Origin of the sequence: Cohnella mopanensis (assembly GCF_022352055.1) — a bacterium.
Taxonomy (GTDB): Bacteria; Bacillota; Bacilli; order Paenibacillales; family Paenibacillaceae; genus Cohnella; species Cohnella mopanensis.
This window is the reverse complement of record NZ_JAKRWM010000001.1, coordinates 661,531-680,792: the sequence shown is the minus strand read 5'-3', so window position 1 is coordinate 680,792 and position 19,262 is coordinate 661,531. Positions and strand designations below refer to the sequence as shown.

Annotated in this window: 18 protein-coding genes; 6 read left to right on the top strand and 12 right to left on the bottom strand. The window is 48.4% G+C overall.

Annotation, left to right across the window (positions count from 1 at the left end; translation table 11 throughout):
- Positions 1-62: 62 nt before the first annotated feature.
- Both L3D05_RS03130 and L3D05_RS03125 read right to left on the bottom strand, forming a co-directional pair.
- The gene (locus L3D05_RS03130; protein ID WP_239614475.1) at positions 63-2,021 is read right to left on the bottom strand and encodes a stalk domain-containing protein; all 1,959 of its coding nucleotides are present in this window, start codon (positions 2,019-2,021) and stop codon (positions 63-65) included.
- 104 nt (positions 2,022-2,125) lie between these two features.
- Positions 2,126-2,572, bottom strand: coding sequence for a GNAT family N-acetyltransferase (locus tag L3D05_RS03125; protein ID WP_239614473.1), 447 nt, complete (start codon positions 2,570-2,572; stop codon positions 2,126-2,128).
- A gap of 166 nt (positions 2,573-2,738) precedes the next feature.
- On the opposite strand from L3D05_RS03125, the gene L3D05_RS03120 reads away from it, so the two are divergent.
- Genes L3D05_RS03120 through L3D05_RS03110 form a run of 3 tightly spaced genes read left to right on the top strand, consistent with a single transcriptional unit; the run spans position 2,739 to position 6,534 of the window.
- Positions 2,739-3,821 carry a GerAB/ArcD/ProY family transporter gene (locus L3D05_RS03120; protein ID WP_239614471.1) on the top strand — a complete coding sequence of 361 codons (1,083 nt, stop codon included), beginning with the start codon at positions 2,739-2,741 and terminating at the stop codon, positions 3,819-3,821.
- Entirely contained in the window at positions 3,818-5,377 is a 1,560-nt protein-coding gene (locus tag L3D05_RS03115; protein ID WP_239614469.1) for a spore germination protein, read from the top strand. Before L3D05_RS03120 ends, L3D05_RS03115 begins: the two co-directional genes overlap by 4 nt.
- A complete protein-coding gene (locus tag L3D05_RS03110) occupies positions 5,374-6,534 on the top strand; it encodes a Ger(x)C family spore germination protein (protein WP_239614467.1) in 1,161 nt (386 codons plus the stop codon). The genes L3D05_RS03115 and L3D05_RS03110 overlap by 4 nt, the downstream gene beginning before the upstream one ends.
- Here the strand turns inward: L3D05_RS03110 and L3D05_RS03105 are convergent.
- From L3D05_RS03105 to L3D05_RS03090, 4 genes are read right to left on the bottom strand one after another with little or no spacing between them, the layout of a single operon-like run.
- A complete protein-coding gene (locus L3D05_RS03105) occupies positions 6,531-7,520 on the bottom strand; it encodes a CobW family GTP-binding protein (RefSeq protein WP_239614465.1) in 990 nt (329 codons plus the stop codon). The genes L3D05_RS03110 and L3D05_RS03105 overlap by 4 nt on opposite strands.
- Positions 7,513-8,421 carry an aldo/keto reductase gene (locus tag L3D05_RS03100; protein WP_239614463.1) on the bottom strand — a complete coding sequence of 303 codons (909 nt, stop codon included), beginning with the start codon at positions 8,419-8,421 and terminating at the stop codon, positions 7,513-7,515. The genes L3D05_RS03105 and L3D05_RS03100 overlap by 8 nt, the downstream gene beginning before the upstream one ends.
- A gap of 32 nt (positions 8,422-8,453) precedes the next feature.
- A complete protein-coding gene (locus L3D05_RS03095; RefSeq protein ID WP_239614461.1) occupies positions 8,454-10,418 on the bottom strand; it encodes a tetratricopeptide repeat protein in 1,965 nt (654 codons plus the stop codon).
- Positions 10,419-10,469: 51 nt separating this feature from the next.
- Entirely contained in the window at positions 10,470-10,994 is a 525-nt protein-coding gene (locus L3D05_RS03090) for an ADP-heptose synthase (protein ID WP_239614459.1), read from the bottom strand.
- A gap of 143 nt (positions 10,995-11,137) precedes the next feature.
- Here L3D05_RS03090 and L3D05_RS03085 point away from each other — a divergent pair, with 143 nt between their 5' ends.
- Positions 11,138-11,650, top strand: coding sequence for a hypothetical protein (locus tag L3D05_RS03085; RefSeq protein ID WP_239614458.1), 513 nt, complete (start codon positions 11,138-11,140; stop codon positions 11,648-11,650).
- 127 nt (positions 11,651-11,777) lie between these two features.
- Positions 11,778-12,707 (top strand): serine hydrolase domain-containing protein, encoded by a 930-nt coding sequence (locus tag L3D05_RS03080; RefSeq protein ID WP_239614456.1) that lies wholly within the window; start codon positions 11,778-11,780, stop codon positions 12,705-12,707.
- Positions 12,708-12,751: 44 nt separating this feature from the next.
- On the opposite strand, the gene L3D05_RS03075 is transcribed toward L3D05_RS03080, so the two are convergent.
- The 6 genes from L3D05_RS03075 to L3D05_RS03050 form a co-directional block, all read right to left on the bottom strand.
- Positions 12,752-13,063, bottom strand: a complete 312-nt coding sequence (locus tag L3D05_RS03075; RefSeq protein WP_239614453.1) for a PDZ domain-containing protein — start codon at positions 13,061-13,063, stop codon at positions 12,752-12,754.
- Positions 13,064-13,093: 30 nt separating this feature from the next.
- Complete coding sequence (locus tag L3D05_RS03070; RefSeq protein WP_239614451.1) at positions 13,094-15,403, bottom strand: thiamine pyrophosphate-dependent enzyme; 2,310 nt, start codon at positions 15,401-15,403, stop codon at positions 13,094-13,096.
- Positions 15,404-15,485: 82 nt separating this feature from the next.
- Positions 15,486-16,490 (bottom strand): 2-oxoacid:acceptor oxidoreductase family protein, encoded by a 1,005-nt coding sequence (locus tag L3D05_RS03065; protein WP_239614449.1) that lies wholly within the window; start codon positions 16,488-16,490, stop codon positions 15,486-15,488.
- 135 nt (positions 16,491-16,625) lie between these two features.
- Positions 16,626-17,543, bottom strand: a complete 918-nt coding sequence (locus tag L3D05_RS03060; RefSeq protein WP_239614447.1) for a polysaccharide deacetylase family protein — start codon at positions 17,541-17,543, stop codon at positions 16,626-16,628.
- Between the two features lie 221 nt (positions 17,544-17,764).
- On the bottom strand, positions 17,765-18,127 hold the full coding sequence (locus L3D05_RS03055) for a RidA family protein (RefSeq protein WP_239614445.1): 363 nt from the start codon (positions 18,125-18,127) through the stop codon (positions 17,765-17,767).
- A 150-nt stretch (positions 18,128-18,277) separates the two neighbouring features.
- Complete coding sequence (locus L3D05_RS03050; protein WP_239614444.1) at positions 18,278-18,955, bottom strand: MOSC domain-containing protein; 678 nt, start codon at positions 18,953-18,955, stop codon at positions 18,278-18,280.
- A 108-nt stretch (positions 18,956-19,063) separates the two neighbouring features.
- Here L3D05_RS03050 and L3D05_RS03045 point away from each other — a divergent pair, with 108 nt between their 5' ends.
- The gene (locus L3D05_RS03045; RefSeq protein ID WP_239614442.1) at positions 19,064-19,201 is read left to right on the top strand and encodes a DUF6254 family protein; all 138 of its coding nucleotides are present in this window, start codon (positions 19,064-19,066) and stop codon (positions 19,199-19,201) included.
- The last annotated feature ends 61 nt before the right edge of the window (positions 19,202-19,262 follow it).

Here is a 19,262-nt window from a genome sequence, read left to right as displayed (position 1 = left end):
TGTGAATTTGACGAAAATTAAAGAAGCCGCTCCTGATGCAAACTGCATCGGAGCGGCTTTGTTTAAGCTTGAGGTAACGGTAAGAAAAGTAAATTAATAGGCAGCATGCTACCGTTCGCAGGTGTAAACGTGATCGTTACGGTTTCTTGGGTATCCCCCGACTTGTAGAGCATTCCCACTTCGTTCGGATTCAGAAGAATGCTTGAAGTTGTCGTATAGACGACTTTGCCGTTTACGGTGAATGCGCCTGCATAGTGTCCTCCGCGCGGATTCACGACGATAGCGGTATGCGGCTGCACGTTACTAAGCCGCAACGTATACAGTACGCCATAATTACCGGCATTCAACACAGGCGTATTCGTCGTTTTGTCGATTCCGCTAATCCGGGTGTCGACTACGTTGTCCGCCAGAATCATCCGGCTCTTCACGTCTCCGATCGTTTGGTTCACGTACATCATCCGATTGGCGTTCTCGAAAGTACCGCGAATATGGCGATCATGGCTTGGCAGGACTTGCAAATAAGGTAGCATCTTCATGACATCGCGCTGTTCGTCTATGGCGATGACCCGGAACTTAAGATTAGCATTCATCTGAACGTCCGCGTACATGGAGTATACGTCTCCCGGCCTTACCGACTTTTCGCTATACTCCTTGAAAATAACCCGGCTTTCGCCAGCAGGAATGTACATGTAAGAATACGACGGATTTAACGTTGATTCGAGGAACCTTCCGGTTACCGCCTTACCAACCGTAGACACGATCGGATTAGGTCCGGCCATTCCTTTGGCTCCTAACCTGACCGTTGCCGTCGTAGCATTCTCGTTCGTGAGCAGCACGTAAATTTTGATCGCCTTCGAGCGTTTGTTCAAATTGTGCAGGAGGAACCTCACATCGCCGGACACCGTGTCTTCGTAGGTGATGCCTTCATCAACAATCGATTCCGGGCTATTAGACCGGATTAACGTTTGCTCGCGGTCATTGATCCAGTAAGGGATAGCGGGCAAAGACAATACCGAAGAACCGCTGTATCCGAACTTTTCCCCGATGTTCGTATAGACCAGATCGAATTCCTCTTTCGTATATTTTACTTCATCCGTGATGGTGATCGTCTTCGAATATTCGTCAACCGCGCCGTTCGCATCCGTGACGGTCAATGTAATGGTTTGCGGTCCAGCAACGAAAAACCCTCGTTCGTTATTATTCCATACCCGGCTCTCGATCCGATTCTCGTCGTCCGTGCTTTGATCTGTGTAAGTGATATATTCGCCAATACGATAGGTATCTTTAGTTGTAGTAAACCGGGCAACCGGCGGTTGATTCGGCGCTTTAACCCTTATGGTGACTGTGTAAGGGTCGCTCCAAACCCCGGTTTCGTCCTTCACCCAGTGCGTTACCGTATACACGCCGGCTTGTTCAAATACAGACTCGTTGTTTTCCCAGCGTTCATCGATAATCTTGAGACCTCTAGGATGATAGGATTGATCCTTATATTTAACCTCCGTCTGCTGGGCGTACGGATTCGTATTCGAAACGGAAAACTTCGCTACGGGAAAAGACTTCCACGTGAGCTCTATTTTCTTCTCCTTCGTAAAATTGACCAAGCTCAGCCCGAAACTCTGGGCAGCGATCCGCACTGGAATCATAAGCGTTCCATTCAGTAAATACGGCGCGCCTGACCCGCTGTTTTTCGCGACTCCATTTAGCGTGTAGGATGTTTTCCCGAGGCGCATAACAAGGACGGATCCCCCCTGCTCTAAGGTATATTGTTTGTTCTTGGAATCGTAAACAATGCTACCGTAAATCTCGTTGACGAACGATCTTGCAGCGACGTATGTAACGCCTTTTATTGCGGTTAGCGGCTGCGCAGCCATAACGGTCGAGCCATTGTGAATCATTTTTTTCGATCCTTGAAACAATACCAACTTCTCCTGCGCATTCGCGCTACCTTCGGCATATACAGGAAGTTGAATCGAGAACAACAACATAACGGAAAGAAATAATAACAAAATCCTCTTATTCATGGGGTGCTCCTTCTAATCTAGTTGCTATTATCTTACTTTTGCAAAGGGCTAGATTGATAGATTTAGGACATCATAAATAATCCCGAACATCGGGAAATTTACATTTATAGGCTTTTGCGCATGCGAACGTGACGAATACCCGCATCAAGAAATGGCTCCTCGGATTCCGTCACATACCCCAACTTGAGGTAAAAATCCTCTGCCGTACATTGAGCATCCAATAGAGAATAACGATACCCCATGCTTTTAGCTTCCGCTTCCATAGCTAGCAATAGAAACTTCCCGACCCCTAAGCCCCTTGAAGATTGTAATACGGCAATCCGCTGCATCTTCGCCACGCTTGGCTCATAATTTTTGAAGCGGCCGGTTGCAACCGGGCGTTCCTCCTCTAAAAGAAGGAAATGGTTGCACGCTTCCGGGGACACATCTAGTTCATCCAACTCTAGTTCCCTTGGAACGCCTTGCTCGTTCACGAATACTTCGACGCGTATAGCGAAGGCATCCTTAAGCTGCTCATCCGTTTCGATTTTCACGACTTTCATGTCGCACATCCCTCCACTTAGTTGTCTAAATCTCCGAATTATCGGGTGTGACGGCTCTTTCAGCATAACTGAGACGACTATGTAGCACAACGGATGCGGCTCGTCCAATTTCTAGCATAATCCGGTCTTTCTTAAACCATAATAATGGAAACTGCGAGAAGAACGGAGCTACGAAATGCCGCAAGCTAAGATCAATGTCGTACAAGCCATGTTTTTGTTTATGCTTGCCGTAGGAATTACGAATCACGTCATTATCGTTCCCTTGATTCTTCAAGTCTCACATCGAGACTCTTGGATTAGCGCGCTGCTTGCCATCCCGCCGTTAATTTTATGGACGATCATTTTGTTTTACGTTATGAAGCTTACGAAGCAACAGTCTCTATTCGAATGGTTCAGAACCCATTACAACTATACCGTCGCTTGGATCGTCATCCTTCCTTTGATAGTGCTTTGCATGATGATTCTGTTCGTTACGCTGCGAGATACTTCCACTTGGACTAATGTGACTTACCTGCCGAAAACCCCATTTCCGATAACCGTCAGTCTTTTTACCATCTGCGGTTTAATTGCGGGAATATCAGGAATTCGAACGCTTGCCATCGCCGCGGGCTTGTTGCTTCCCGCAGTGATCCTATTCGGCCTGTTCGTTATGAGCGTCAACTTCCAATTCAAAGATTATTCGTATCTGCTGCCTATCATCACCCATGGCTATCCTCCGATTCTTCACGGCACGATCTATACCTTGGGAGGGCTCGTTGAATTCATCCTCTTGCTAGGCATACAGCAGCACTTAAACAAAAAGGTCCGATTATCGGCGCTGCTTGTCTTAACGATGGCAGTGACAGGCTTAGTCTTTGGTCCGATTATAGCCGCCATCTCGATCTTCGGTCCCTACGAAGCGGCGGATCAACGTTACCCCGCATTCGAGCAATGGCGTATGGTCCTGATCGGCAAGTTCATCTCCCATTTAGACTTCTTGTCCATCTATCAATGGATCTCGGGAGCGTTGATCCGTATTTCGTTAGCTTTTTACTTGCTGTTCGATCTATTGAGGCTTACCCGAAACAAATGGAAGGGACTATGGATGTTGTTTACCGGAATAGTCCTGATCGTCGGAGTTTCCCAGTTCAGCCTTAGCGATTCCCAGTTCTATCGCTTTCTGAAGCAAACTTATTTCCCTGCGGTGATGTGGACGTTCTACGCCTTCCCGTTCGCGTTGCTGTTGTTGATTATGATTAAAAGAGGTAAACCCGCATGAACCTAGACAAGATGTTCCGCAAGGCGTTCTATATTGATCATAATCAACCGAATCAAGGGGAATCCGACAACCACTTGCCGAAAATTTCACTGGATGAGCTGAATCATTCCATTCTGCTGGAACTTTTCGACAAGTCTGCGGATGTCAACATACACTTGTATTTCAACGAGGACGAACCGGGCGTCGCGAACCCATTGTTAATCTATTGCGACGGAATGATCGACCCGAAACAATTAAACGATTTCCTGTATATGCAATTAAGGAAATTGCTTTCTTATCCTACTGCCGGCAACCCGTCGCCGTTATCGGGAATCCCGTTTGAAACTCAGAATATTAATCACATCGCGGATCCCGATGCCGTAGAGATTATGATCCAACAAGTGTTTTCAGGAAACTTAATTTTGTTTTTCGAACCCACTCGCGATCTATACGCCATTCAGATGGCTAATCCTCCGCAGCGTGCGCCAAGCGAATCCAATACGGAAATATCCATTAAAGGACCTCGGGACGGATTTACGGAATCCATCGACACCAACGTGGCTTTAATACGCAAGCGACTTAAGACTCCGACATTAGGCATAGAATATTTTCAACTCGGAAGCCGGAGTAAAACGTCTATCGCATTGCTCTATATGACCGACATTACCAATCCCGATCTGATCAACGAAGCGAGAGCGAGGATACAGAAAATAAAAGTCGACGGCGTCCTCTCCAGTCAATTGCTCGAGGAGGGATTATCGGATGCTTCTTACTCCCTGTTTCCGTTGATCGAGTACATAGGCAGACCCGATTATATTACCGAAAGCTTGCTTAGAGGCAGATTTGCCATCGTGGTCGATGGGTCCCCCATGGTACTCATTGCACCGACGAATTTAATGTCCTTAATTAAATCGCCCGAGGACTTGCATCTCCCGTTCTATTACGTCACTCTCGAAAGGATGCTTAGGTTTCTCGGCTTAACGGTCGCTTTGTTCTTCCCAGGTTTCTGGGTCGCGATATCCGCCTTTAATATGGATCAGATCCCTTTCCCGTTACTGGCCACCGTTGTCGTATCGAGACTTGGCTTGCCCTTATCGGGTCCCGTGGATTTATTCTTGATGCTTGGATTGTTCGAGCTGTTCCGCGAAGCCGGCATGCGATTGCCCAAAGCCGTCGGACAAACCGTTGCCGTCGTCGGAGGTTTAATCGTCGGAGAAGCGGCCATATCTGCAGGGATTACCGGTCCTACAACACTAGTCGTATCCGCGATCACGGCCGTAGCCACTTTCACGCTCGTGAACCAGTCACTTAGCGGTTCCGTGACGGTTATTCGATTTTTCGTGCTTTCCCTATGTTGCATGTTCGGAATGTTAGGCTTGTTCCTCTCCATCTTCCTGATCGTCGTCTATTTGTCCTCGCTGACTTCGTTCGGCGTTCCCTTCATGGCGCCCTTATCTCCGATTCGGTTCAAAGATGCGCTCTACGCGATCGTATCCCTGCCGTGGAAAATGTACAAGAGAAGATCGAATATTTACGAGGCCAAGGATCCCACTCGGCAAGGAGAGAACACTCGATGAGAACCATCTGGGCCGGTCTTCTATTCATTGGCATGAGCACGTTGGTATCCGGGTGCTGGGATATTAAGTCGTTACAGGACGTCAACTATTTTACGGGCATCGGTATTGATTACGTGGACAACAAGTACCACGTATACGTTCAGCAGCTTGACTTCGCAAGCGTAGCCAAAACCGAAGGCGGTAAAAGCGAAGTACCATCACCAGTATGGGTCGGCCATGCCAAAGGAGATTCGTTATCCGAAGCGATAATCGAATTATATCAAACGACTCAGCAAACCGTTTTTTGGGGACATCTCAATTCCATTGTGCTCACGGAAAACCTGCTTAAGCACGGTGATTTACTAGGCGTATTCGATTCCTTAATCCGATATCCGGAAATCCGTTATACTCCTTGGATATTCGGAACGAAGCAAGGAATTAAGGAATTGTTCACGACAAAGCCGTTCTTCAATTTATCGCCCATTAACTCCATTCTGTATGCTCCTGAAACAAATTATAACCAGCGCCCCATCATCGCTCCCATGCGTCTTTCGCAGTTCATTAGAGAATTGAGGGAACCCGGGCAAACCGTCTTCCTTCCTTCGCTTGGCATCTCCGCCAAGACGTGGGATCGTGATGATAAACCTGATCCGAAGCTAGAAATTAACGGCATCTTTGCCATGCACAACCTGAAATACGGAAATTGGCTATCGTATGAGCAACTGCTTGGCATGAGATGGCTTGTAGAGAAAGCCGCAGGCTCCCGTCTTATTCTTAAGCAAGGCGATCAAGTGCTTGCCGAACTTAGGTTGGCGAAACCCAAATCTAAGGTTCATATTGTTATCGTAGGCGGAGAGCCCGTGTTTAACGTCGAAGTCGAGATTGCAGCTGCTGTTATCGAGCTTTGGAAAATGAAGACGCAAAAGGAATTCGAACAAATTGCCAACAAACATATCGTCGACCAAATCAAATCTACCCATCAAACGGGACTCAAGAGCAATGTCGATCTATTGGATTTAGAGCATCTCTTGTATCGCAAAAAATTTAAGCTTTGGGACAAGCTGACCTCGGGCGGCAAAGTTACCCTTAAACCAAGCAATCTTGGAGAAGTGAAAGTAACGGTCAAGATCGACCAGTCAGGCATGTACAAGCTCCAACGTAAAATGACACCCTACTAAGATTGCTGCTTATCCAACTGCTCCAATTGCATAATGAGATCGGGCTGTGAAAACCCTTCTCCAATGAATACCGCTACGTTATTTACCGGTTTCTGAGGAGTAATCCGCAGGAAATCCACTTCCCGATAAGCAAATTGAAACAAGAACAGGCTAGCGGTATCCGTGAAAGAGACTATTCCTTTCGCACGATAGATTTCTTCGGGAAGTTGCCTTAAAAACGATTCGAAGGCTACGCTGTCAACGAAACCCTTAAAGTAATAAGTTACCGCATTAACATGGTCATGCAAGGTAGCGTGTTCATGCTTGCAGTTCCCATGAGCGCAATGCTCATCATGAACGTGTTTAACCGCTTGTTTATTCGCCAGTATGTTTGCTTCATTATGCGCGTATAAGATGCCCGGATCAAGTTCCCCTTTCATCGCCGTCACAATTCTGGCATAGGGGTTCCAACCTTCCAACGCTCCTTGAAGCTCAGCAAGATCATCGACATGCACCAGATCGATCTTGTTCAGCACGATGACGTTCGCAGCACGAATTTGTTCCTTCATGAGCTTGAAGGTTTTACCCGAACCAATCCGCATCTTGTCGAGCAATTGCCGGGCGTCCACGACCGTTATGACGTTATTCAGCTCCACCTTCGCGTATAAAGACGCTTCCGTGACGCCATCCATGATTTCTAGTGGTTGCGCGATGCCTGTAGATTCGATCCAGATGACGTCGGGATCATTGTTCTGCGCGAGCTGAACAAGCTCCATGCTGAGATCGCCGCGACTCGTACAACAAATACAACCTCCCAACAATTCGGACATCGGGATATCGTTGTCGATCAATTGCCTTTCTACGTTTGCTTCGCCAACTTCGTTAAGTAGAATGGCGGGTTTCCGGTGACGCTGCTTGGCATCTTCAAGAATTCGATTCAATAGCGTAGTTTTGCCGCTTCCTAGAAATCCGGTAAGCACATAAACCGGTATGACTTTGTTATTCATGCGGATGACCCTTCTCGACCAGATCGACGGCGGCGGCATTCGCTTCCACTTGCGCAACGTCCTTGCACCCCGGAATGACGCATGTTACAGCCGGATGCTTTAGACACCAAGCGAGCGCCCACGCGGCCATATCCGTTCCGGCAGGAACTTCATCGCGTCCGATCGCTTCGACTTCTTTCATCTGTTGATCCAGTTGGGCTCTATCTCTTCTAGACCTCACGTCATCAGCTGCGAACGTGGCTCCAGGCTTGTATTTACCGCTCAGCAATCCGCTTGCCAGCGGCACCCGCGCCAATACGCCCAAGTTTTGCTCGATGCAGGAAGGAAATACTTCCTTCTCAGGTTTGCGGTCCAGCCGGTTGTATACGACTTGAATAGCTTTCGCATTCACTTTAGACGCTTGGGACGTTTGGTGAATATTCTCGTTTGAACCGATCGAAATGCCGAGATGACGGATTTTACCTGCTTCAACCTGCTTATTTAACGTCTCCCACAGCTCCATCTGATCGAAGGAAGCGTCAGGACCCGAATGGAATTGATACAAATCTATGTAATCCGTCTTTAGCGTCCGAAGAGATGACTCCAATTGTTTAACGACGTCCGCTGGCGAATATACGTCCGTTCTATCGAAGTTTCCATGAAAATGGTGACCAAACTTCGTTGCCAAGATCCAATCCTGGCGATTGCCGCGAATGGACTCGCCAATGAGCGATTCCGATAGATGGTCGCCGTAACATTCGGCCGTGTCGATGAGGTTAATCCCGAGCTCCTTGGCACGATTTAGGATCGCGTCCGCTTCTTCTTGACGATATTGTCTTCCCCACTCGCCGCCGAATTGCCAAGTCCCTACTCCGATAACGGATACTTTCAACCCTGTTTGGCCTAGCACTCTATATTTCATATAATTAGCACTCCTTATTATTTGTTATAAGATTACGACAAGTATCGGCTGCTTCCATACACTTGCAAAAATTGTTCCTTAGCTCTCTCCCGCATTTCGTCATCGAATCCCCGAATATCGTTCAACAGTTCGAATCGGTCGCCCTGCACTTTCTCCCCTCCGGCATACAGCAGCCATTGAGCCAGATCGTTGGTCGCACCCATGCGATCGAATGAATGGTGATACAAGATCGAAGCTCTCTCCAAATACGCTTGCGCTTCGAACGGATTCAACTCGATAACCTTCGAGAAGGAGGCAATCGCATCGTCATGTCGGTCAAGATGATTGTAGATCAAACCTAAGTTATAGTGCCCTTGCGAATCTTCCGGCAGAAGCTCCGCGTAGGTTAAGGAATCGATTAACGCGGCCTCGTGATCATCCAATCGATACTGAATTAATCCACGCAGCCAGGTCAAACGCGCATTCGAGGAATCGAGCAACAAACCCCGGTTGCAATCTTCTAAAGCATCCATCAGACGGTCGTCGGCAAATCTACAGCGAGCCCGTCGGTCGTATATTTGGGGATTATCGGGCTCCAGCGCCAAAGCCTTTGAATATTCGATTTCCGCTAGTTCCCAATTTCCCATCCCTACATAGAGCTCACCAAGCGCAAAGGCCGTCTTGCTTTGCTTGATCAGGCTTTCATCCAGCTTTAACGCCGACTGAACATCCATCATCGCTTCTTCGTATCTGTCTTCCATGTAACGAGAATAGCTACGGCGCATGTAGAAATCGGCGGATTCCTCTAGCTGAAGCGCTTTGGAATACGCTTCATCCGCTTCTTGATAGCGTTCGGCGTCAATCGATATTTCTGCCCGTTGCTTCCAGTTTAGCGGGTCTTCCGGCTCGATCTTCGTCAATTCCTTATTTTCAGCTCGCGCTTCTTCGGCTTTCCCCGCTTCCCGAAGAGCATCCACTAACCAAAATCGAACGACCGTATGGTCGGGAAAATGCTGCTTAGCTTCTTGAAGCTCCTGAATCATTGCTTCAATTTTGCCGGTTGCGCGATATACGCTGCTAAGCTCCATATACACCGGCAACCACAGCGGGTTGTTGATCTTCAATTTCACGAGTATTTCCGAAGCTTCATCGTATCTTTCAAGCAATCTGAGTAAGCTGCCTTTGCGCAGCAGTAACTCTCCCGCTTGAGAATAAATCTGCAGAGCTTGGTCGACGGAATTCAGCGATTGGTTCAAATCGCCCAAAATCTCGAACAATTTGGATTCGAACAATCGAAATCCGAACTCTTCCCTCGCTCCTTTAACGAAGCTTGCGACAGCAGCATGCGAATAATTCGTTCTACTCTTAAGATGAACCGCTCCTTGGTCGTCCAATTTGTTCCATTGATCCTGGAGGTGAATTCCTTCCGCGAGTACTTCTCTAGCTTCGTCTAGCCGGTTCAATTGTTCCAAGGCTTGCGCGCGCTTATAGAAGTAATGGGGTATAGCCCTGGCTGGATCGGCAGACGATTGCCGGTAACAGTCTTCAGCTTCTTCATAACGCCCCAGCTTCATATAAACGTTGCCCAACTCATAATAAGTTGATGCTTTCGAATCTTCCCTTCGCTGCAAAGCTTCCTTGAAATCACTTATGGCTAACTCGAATTCTCCCCGGTCGTGATAGGAAATCGCTCTCGTATACCAATAAATATAAGGCTCCGGATCAACCTCGATCGCGGCGTTCATGTCCGCGATTGCTTCTTCTTCCTTACCCAACTCATTATAAATGTGGGCTCGGCGTTCGAACGCATGCGGATAAGCTTGTTTATTCAATATTGCCGTCAATACGTTAACGGCCTTCTCAGATCTATCATTGTCATGCAGAAGACCTGCATAATTTACTCGTTCATCCAAGGACATCTGATCGACGCCCCATTTTTCATACCACAGAAGCGCCTGTTCCAACTTCTGCTTTCTATGCAGTCTTCTTGCCATCCACTTAGCAAACAAATGAACCAAGAGCATCCCCTCCAATTGACGCAAAAGCTGCCGAGAGTGTCGGCAGCTTCCTTATTCCGTATACTCTCCCGTTGTATTTATTCCCTCTTCGACGGCAAACTCAAAATCATCGATATCGAATAATTGCACCGGTATAGCGTTCTGTACCACTTTGTCCTGGAACTCGATTTGATCGGTAAGAACAGGGCATTGCAGACGAAGCGACATAAGAATAATTTCCGTTTCTATCGGGTCGAATAGTTCACCGTATTGCATATTCTCCGCCGCGTTCACGATAACTAGAGAAACATGATCGTTAATCGGCAAAGGAGGGCTTTCCCGCCATGGCGCCATCAAAGCGCGTTCTATCTTCTTCTTATTAAACGGATCTTCGAAATAACTAATCATTTCGCCGATTTTGGTTTTGACATACGCGTCATCTTCCGGTTCCGGCATGACAGGTTCAGGGCTATCTTTCATATCGTATAGCTCCATGACCGAAGTATACGGTAATCTGTATTCGACAGGACTCTTCGGTAGAAGCAGTTGCCCGTAGATGGCGATCATTACAGCTTCGATGACAAAACGCCGACTCATCTCGTATTTCCCTCCCATAAAGCTTCCGCGGTCTTGCGCATTGTTTCTCATTATATCATAAAAAAGCCGGGCGCAATGCTACACTGTACGGTATAATATTCAAAGATTATTGCCATATTATCTCTGTTAAGGAGCTGTCAGGGATGTCGGAATTAACCTTCAACCATTATATGCAAATCACTCGACCGGAAGATGAACAAACGTTTAGATTAGCTATGGAAGCCGCAGGATATTTTACCTTCTATACGTTCATCGAGGACTTTCGCAATGGTTTGAAAAGTTACTCCGATGGCGATTCGGAAACCTATGGCATCAAGCTCGCTAAGGCTCGCGCCTTGTTTCCGGCACCTGAACGATTCAGCCCTTCATGGTGCATCATCTGGGAAGAATTCGAGTTGATCATTAGCGCCAAGAACGAAGTGCTATCTCGTATTCCGTACACGCAACGAGACGGAGAATGGCAAATCCTTATCGATAACCCTTATTCGCACCAGCAAGTCGTCTGCTATCCCGGACTAGGCTTCCTAGAAGCGGCTTACATGTATGGATATTTTCAACGGGAGCTCAAACCTAACGAAGTTTTGCGTTTGCAGAAAGTAACGGACCTCATTCGGACTAACGGCCGTAAGGAAGCTTCGATCTTACCTGATAGCTAGTAGCCGTGTTACTTTGGCGCTCTCTAGTCAGGTTTTACCGGACTGCGTGGTGTGTTTTGCTCATTTAGTGCTCTCTAGTTAGGTTAATTTCAACACATAAAAAATTTACATATAGGTGGCTTATCGATTGGCAATATCCCTTCACATCGATTTCTTGGCTCAACAAGTAACTAAAACGAAAATCGACTATTGCGAAGTATTTCTGCGCGATCGGGTCGTCTTTACGCATGCTCGAAATTCTCATTCCAAGGATAAGCTGCATAAGATCAACTCCATCACGAAAAGCGTGACCAACTTACTCGTCGGCATCGCCATCGAGCGTGGAGAAATCCCTGGAATCGACGTCCCGATCTCGGAGTATTTTCCCGATGCCATTATCGAGGAGAAGCATTCGGTTACGATTGAAAACCTGCTCACGATGACACCGGGTTGGGACTGGCCGGAAATGGGAGATTGGGGCGGTTTGCCGAATCCGATGATCAGTAGTCCGAACTGGGTACGCTTCATTCTCTCCCGACCGATGAAATACGCTCCGGGCAAACGAATGTTCTACGATTCGGGCAGCTCTCACTTGCTTAGCGCGATCATTCAGAAGGTTTCCGGCATCACGACTGCGGAATACGCGGAAAATTTCCTATTCAAGCCGCTTGGGATTGAACAATACCGTTGGTATTCGGATGCAAAAGGCGTTGTAATCGGAGGTTTCGGATTAGAATTAACTGCTCCCGACCTCATGAAGCTCGGACAGTTAATGCTGCATCGCGGCCGTTGGAATAACGAGCAGATTGTGCCAGAGAGATGGATAATCGAGAGCACGAGAGCTCGATATCATACTTATGACCACATCGGTTCCTACGGCTATCATTGGTGGATCATGGCGGACGAGAACTCCAATCCTCTAACTCCTGAAATCTACTTCGCCATGGGCTATGGCGGGCAATACATATTCGTCGTCCCCGAACATGAGCTGATCGTCACGTTTGCCAGCACTCTGTACAAACAAACCTTTTTACCTTATCGGCTGTTCAAAAAATTAATAGGATTAAATACATTGTAAAAAACCAAACGCCCCTGGCTAATGTCCAGGGACGCTTGGTTTTGTTACTGCTTATTAACCGATTCGGCAGCTGCGATGACCCCATCCCGATAATAGACGACTCTTCTCGGATCGTTGCGCAGCTTTACGTTGGCTATTTTAGCTTCATGCTCCGACAGCTCTTGCGCTTCCCAATCGCCCACTTCGCCTGCTTCGTCGCCCGGCGCAATTCCGGCTTCCGCAAGCGCCTCGCTGACTTCGAGCAGTTCTGGAGGATGCTCCCACAGCAACAGTCCGTAATAAGCCAACTTATACCCGTTCCTCTGAACGCAGGCGAGGAGAGTTCCAGTGGTCGTATGCTTTAACCCGAATGGCATAGCCTTTCCCCCCGCCCCGTTACGACCTCATTACAAATAAGGATTCTCGTGTTTCGCTTTTAACATATTCCAGCGACGTTCGATCTCTTGCTCGAACTCCCTGAGCGTTTCCGCGTATTCCGGCTTGGACAGATGCTTGGTTTTGCCCATCATCTTAAGCCAGTCGCCTACCGGAACCCGTTTCCCCTTCTCCTCGGGGTTATAGGTAATCGTCGTAACGCCTCTCTCGACCTCGTAGAGCGGGAAGAAACAAGTATTTACCGCGTAATCGATAATATCCGCGCCGTCCTTGTCTTCCGACAACCAGTTTAACGGACAGGTAATGAGGATCTTGCCATATACCATCCCCACGTTCTGTGCGTACCACTGGGCTTTAGCACCTTTTCTCACGAGATCCTGAGGACTCGCTTCGCTTCCCGTGAACACGTAAGGAATATTCGTAGCCGCCATGATCTGCGCCGTATCCTTGTGATGAAATACTTTACCGCCCTGATGTTTACCCACGTTCGATGTCGATGTCCGATGCCCCATCGGAGTAGAATAGGAAAGCTGAGCTCCCGTATTCATGTAGCCCTCGTTATCGTACTCCAGAATTATCATCCGATGGTTGCGGAGAGCGGCACCGATCGCCGGTCCCATTCCGATGTCCATTCCCCCGTCTCCCGTAATCATGACGAAGGTGAAATCATCCTTCAAGCCGAATTCGTCCAATTCTCCCCGACGTTTCCGTTCATGGAACATCTCGACGACGCCCGACATCGTCGCTGCACCGTTCTGGAACAAATTATGGATATAAGTCGCTTTGTGCGCCGAATATGGGTAGCCCGTCGTCACGACCATCGCGCAGCCCGTATGGAACAAGGCGACGATATCGCCTTCGATTCCTTTGAAGAACAGCTCTAATCCGGAGAAAATACCGCAACCCGGACAAGCTCCATGTCCTGGAGCAATCCGTTTAGGTTTCTTCGTTAAGGAGCGAAGCGGCGGTATCCTTACATTCACTTTGCCCGTAGCCTCGTCTGGAGTTACCGTAATGAGCCCTGTTTTCAAATCTTCGTATTTCATCGGTTCGAGTACCCGTTTCGGCGCTTTTTCCGGGTCTCCAGCCGTAATGCCATGGTAATCATAGGGCTTCTCTACAAAGCCTTTCTCCATTGCGTCGATGGCAAATTCGAACATTTTCAAGCCATCCTCGGCGTAGAAGTCTTTACCGCCTAATCCATAGATCCGGCTGATGACTAACGTGCTCGAATTTCCGTATTGCTGCAAAGCCGCGCGGACTTCCATCACCATGTTCCCGCCGTGTCCGCCATAGGAATCGGAACGGTCGCCCACCGTGACGGCTTTCACGTTCTTCAACGCTTCGGTAATGGCCTTAGCCGGAAACGGGCGAATGATGTTCGGGGAGATCGCTCCCGCTTTGACGCCTTGAGCGCGAAGCTGATCGACGACATCCTTAATGATTTCGGCCGAAGAGTTCAGCAGGAACACGGCGACATCGGCATCTTCCATTCGGTAAAGCTCAAGGATCGGATACTCCCTGCCCGTTAATTCCGCATACTCCTTCTGAATCCGGTCGAAGACCGCTTCCGCGCGGTACATCGCCATGCTCTGCTGATAACAGTTGTTAATATAATCCGGTTCGTTCATGTAAGGGCCGACGGTGATCGGGTTGTTCCGATCCAGCACGTGCTTAAAGCCTTCGGGAGGCCGTTCTCCGACGAATTTCTGTACGTCCTCCCGATGGGTGAACGTCATGACGCGGCGCTTCTGATGGCTTGTGAAGTACCCATCCGAAGCGACCAACACCGGCAAGCGGACCTCCGGGTCTTCCGCGAGTTTCAGCGCAATGATATTCATATCGTACACGGCTTGCGGATCGCGGCATAGCACGATCGGCCAGCCCGTATTTAACGCGAAGTACAGATCCGAATGATCCCCGTGAATATCGAGAGGTCCGGATACGGATCGGCATACAAGATTCATGACCATTGGAAAACGCGTTCCCGATTGGACCGGCATCTGCTCCAACATATACAGATAACCGTTCGCGGATGTCGCGTTAAACACGCGTCCTCCCGCCGTTGAAGCCCCGTAACATACGCCCGCGGAACCGTGTTCTCCGTCGGCCGGGATCAAGACGATATCGTGCTGTCCATTCGCTTTCATAAGATCGAGAAATTGCGCGACTTCCGTTGACGGCGAGATCGGGAAATAACCCATAATGTGATAGTTAATCTGGTGTGCGGCGTATGCGGCCATCTCGTTGCCTGATTCATAGACGATTCGTTGCTCGACGGTACCTTGACGGACCGCTTCCTTGCGAATGTCGATCGACATTTCAGACTCCACCTTTCCTATCGGTTCTCGATGAACTAACGCTAGACGTTCTATCTCTTATAGAGCTTGTTTAAACTCTCACTTATATGGCCAAATGAAACTTATGCGGCACCCGATGTCCGTCGGCATAGCCGTCTTCTTCGAGCTCCGAGGAGAGAGCCTCCGTCGGACACGCCTGGACGCATTTCAGGCAACCTTTGCAATATTGATAATCGATGCCTTGCAGGAACATTTGCGGACGTCCCTTCTTATCCGGCTGCTCCTCCCAAACGAAGCAAAAATCCGGGCAAACGTTGTCGCATGCAGCGCAATGGATGCACTTGTCGTCCGCGAAATGAGGCATCATCCCTGCCCGGGATATGCTGAGATCCTTTAAGATGCTATTGCCAGGATTCACAACCAATCCGCCGATCGGCTGTGTTTCGTAGCCAAGCACCGGCGTGTCCATACGGACAAAATCCGGCATCGCATCTCCCTCGGCAAGCGAATACGTTTGGAATTTCATCTCATCGTAGCCCCGTTGAAACGTGTTTAAGGCCGGTTGCACGGCCGCCGGATACTTTTTCTCCAGCGATTTGCGGATTACGCCCTTCATAAACTCAACATCTAAAAACTCGCATAGACGGAATAAACCTCCCAACATGGCCATGTTCACGCGATTATTCTCGCTCATCGCGATACCGGTCGCATCGACCACCGCTATGATGCCGCCCTTCAGTTTCAGCTGGTCCTTGAGCTGTTCAGGAGATTTCTTGGAGTTGACCAGCACGATGCTGTCTTCATACATCCCGGAAATGACATTAATGGTCTTGGACAGGTTTTCATGAAAAATGCCGATGACATGCGGCCTTTCGACAGGCGACGTATCCCGAATCCGCGTATCGATATCGCAAAAACGGATATGCGCCTTCACCGCCGACCCTTTCTTCTCCGAACCATACGAGCTGAAGCTCACACCGTTCAGTCCCACTCCCATAACTCCTGCTTCCGCTAGCATCTTGCCTGCCAGATTGGCACCTAGCCCGCCGATCGACTCCAGACGAATTTCAAAAAAACCGAGCTCGTTTACCTTAGGCAGCATAACCATGTTGTTCTGTAATCCCCTTTCGTGTGTAGATGGAGATAATTCAGAAAATTGGCAATATACAAACATTAATTATTTCGCGATAAAAAGCAAAATTCCTTCCACGAATGTGAAAATACGCCATAAAATGCTCTCGTCTTACGCGGACAAGCTCGCTTGCAGCTGTTGCAGCTCCTTCCAGCCGATAAGCCTAACCTGTTCCTTGAGCAGAATTTCCCACACTTCTTCATCTTGCCAGAAATCGACTTCCATTCCCCGTTTGTCGGGATGACCGTGAAACGCGCGCAGCTCATCCGTCGGACTCGCAGGATGCGAGATCCATTCCGTTACGCCCGGCAATAAACCGCGAATGAGCCCTATGCCTTCCGCTTTAACGGAAGCATACGTCTCGTCGGTATTTAGAACGTACTCCGGCCCGAGCACATAATCGGGGAGCACGATCCCTCTGTCCTCGGCCAGGCGCACCCTAGCTTTGGCGCGATCGTTCAATTCCGTCGGAATCATCCGCCCTCCGACAGGGAGCAGACGTCTAGGTAATCTAAAAGGCAATTGATAACGAGAACAAATATCGAACACGATCGGAAGCAGATCCTTCCCCAAGTGAAATCCGTATAAACTGCCCATATGGTTATCGGCATGAGTCAGAGCCAGTCCGGATCTAAGCGCCGCTTCCGTCTGAGCGATCAACTCGTGGCGCACTTCTTCAGGATCGGCCCTCCGTTCCACTTCTTCGATCGTCTCCGGGAACCAGCCGACTGGACAGGTCAGGCTACTCATAGAACGATTCCTGGCTATCGGACCCCACTTGTATTTCGTCCACTCGCTGGTCAATGTCCAATGGACCCCTATATCCGCATTAGGGAGAGCTTCTTGAATAAGGGTTATCGCATCGGCTGACCAGGAGCAGTTCATCATGACGGTAGTGGAGCAAATCGCTTTATCCGACAGCAGTCTAATGACTGTCTCGTTCACGCTGCGGCATAGCCCGAAATCATCCGCGTTAACAATGAGCAATTTTTCCTCTTTCCCGTATCCCAGTCGCTGCGCCGTGTTCACGTTCCATCGCCTCCCTTTCCCATTATATGTTCCTAGACCGAACGCATTGCTTTTAGTTGACTAGGATTAACGAATGATTTTACGAAGCTTCAACAAAATCGAACCTGCGTTATGCCTATCATTTGTTCTCTCCTGATTTTAGTGGATATGCAAAAAGCGGAGTGCCCCAAATAGGCACTCCGTTACTTCGCGTAACTTCGACACTTCCACTACAAGTTTACTTATGCGTTCTTCTTATAGGCTATGCCATCCAACATGCAGAGGCATGTAGGGTTAACGAAATCGGTAGTCGTCGTCATTCGTGCCGGAAAAGTGTCATGGGGGAAAAATTTATAGAACGTATCTCTTGCTTTCCCGAAATCCTTCACGTTCTTCAAGTACAAATTGATCTGAACCAAATGTTCTAATGAAGAACCCGCGGACCTTAAAGTTTCGTTCAGATTGTTGAAACTTGCTTCCATCTGATACTCGATATCGTCCTTCTCATGACCTCCGCTATGGTGAGCTAGGAAAATGAAGTCTCCGGCTATCACATAGGACGAACAGGTATCATCGCCGTAATGCGATGGTTTTCTTGTAATCATCACATTTCCTCCAATGGGTACGATATATATTTTATTCATCATACCAAACATATGTTCTCGTGTGTAGTTTTTTCATTTTCTACAAAATTTGGCGCGTGTAATCTTTGGAATATAAAAAAAGGCAGCCCTTCGGCTACCCTGATCTTACGTTTACTTTCCTTCCTGCTCAAACCGTTCCAATCTCTTCCTTAACGAATTCACCCAACTTGCGGACAATTCGGGCACGGCAAGCAAGCGGTAAATGCCTTCAACATCATCCTTGTCCTTATGCATGACCCTATTCGCTTCGCTAACCGTAATTTTATCAGGATGTACATGCATCAGCTTCAATTCTTCGCCAGGCTTCACTTCGCCCGATCTAAGCACGCGGAAATAAAACCCGGTCAAGCCGCTATTCGTCACGAGCAAAGGAAGCTCGTCAAGCCCCCACTTCATGGCCAGCTTCCAGCAAGGCTGTCGCGGCTGGCTAACCTGCACGACCGCTGAACCGATCTGATATACATCGCCGATATGAACTTCTTGTTCATTCATATGCTTAACAGTGAAATTCTCGCCGAAAGCTCCGTAATCTAGAGGATGGTCAAGCATCTCTTCCCAATGGGCATAATGGTCGTAATTGTATACGCAGACAGCTTTGTCGGGTCCTCCATGGTTGACGAGGTCCGCTTGCTCATCACCGACAAATCCATGCTCCGTAAGCGCAATAGAGTGATCAACCTTGCTTTTGCCGATACCCGACTTTGCTTCTTTTCCTTTGTAAGTACCGATTTGAACCTTGCCTATGTTAAGCGATAACAACGAATATACGGTCGCGATTTCGTTTTCCATAAGATAATCATTCCCCTTCCAACATCCTTTAATTAGGGGGGTGCATAAGCTCATGCAGCAAACGCCACGATAACTCATGTAATACACAACTTCGAAAGGTGGAGTCGCATGACAACATCCAAACGACGCAGAGAAAGCAACTGGAAAAGCCGTAAGATGAACCCGCAGCCTCACGGCAAAATCACTTCGTTACACGATCTGGCGAATGGAGCTAGCCCGGAAGGAAAATCGGATACGACTCCGTAATGAATCGCCCATGAACGAAAATCTGCCGTCCTTCATGCCACATCTGATCGATGCGACGGTT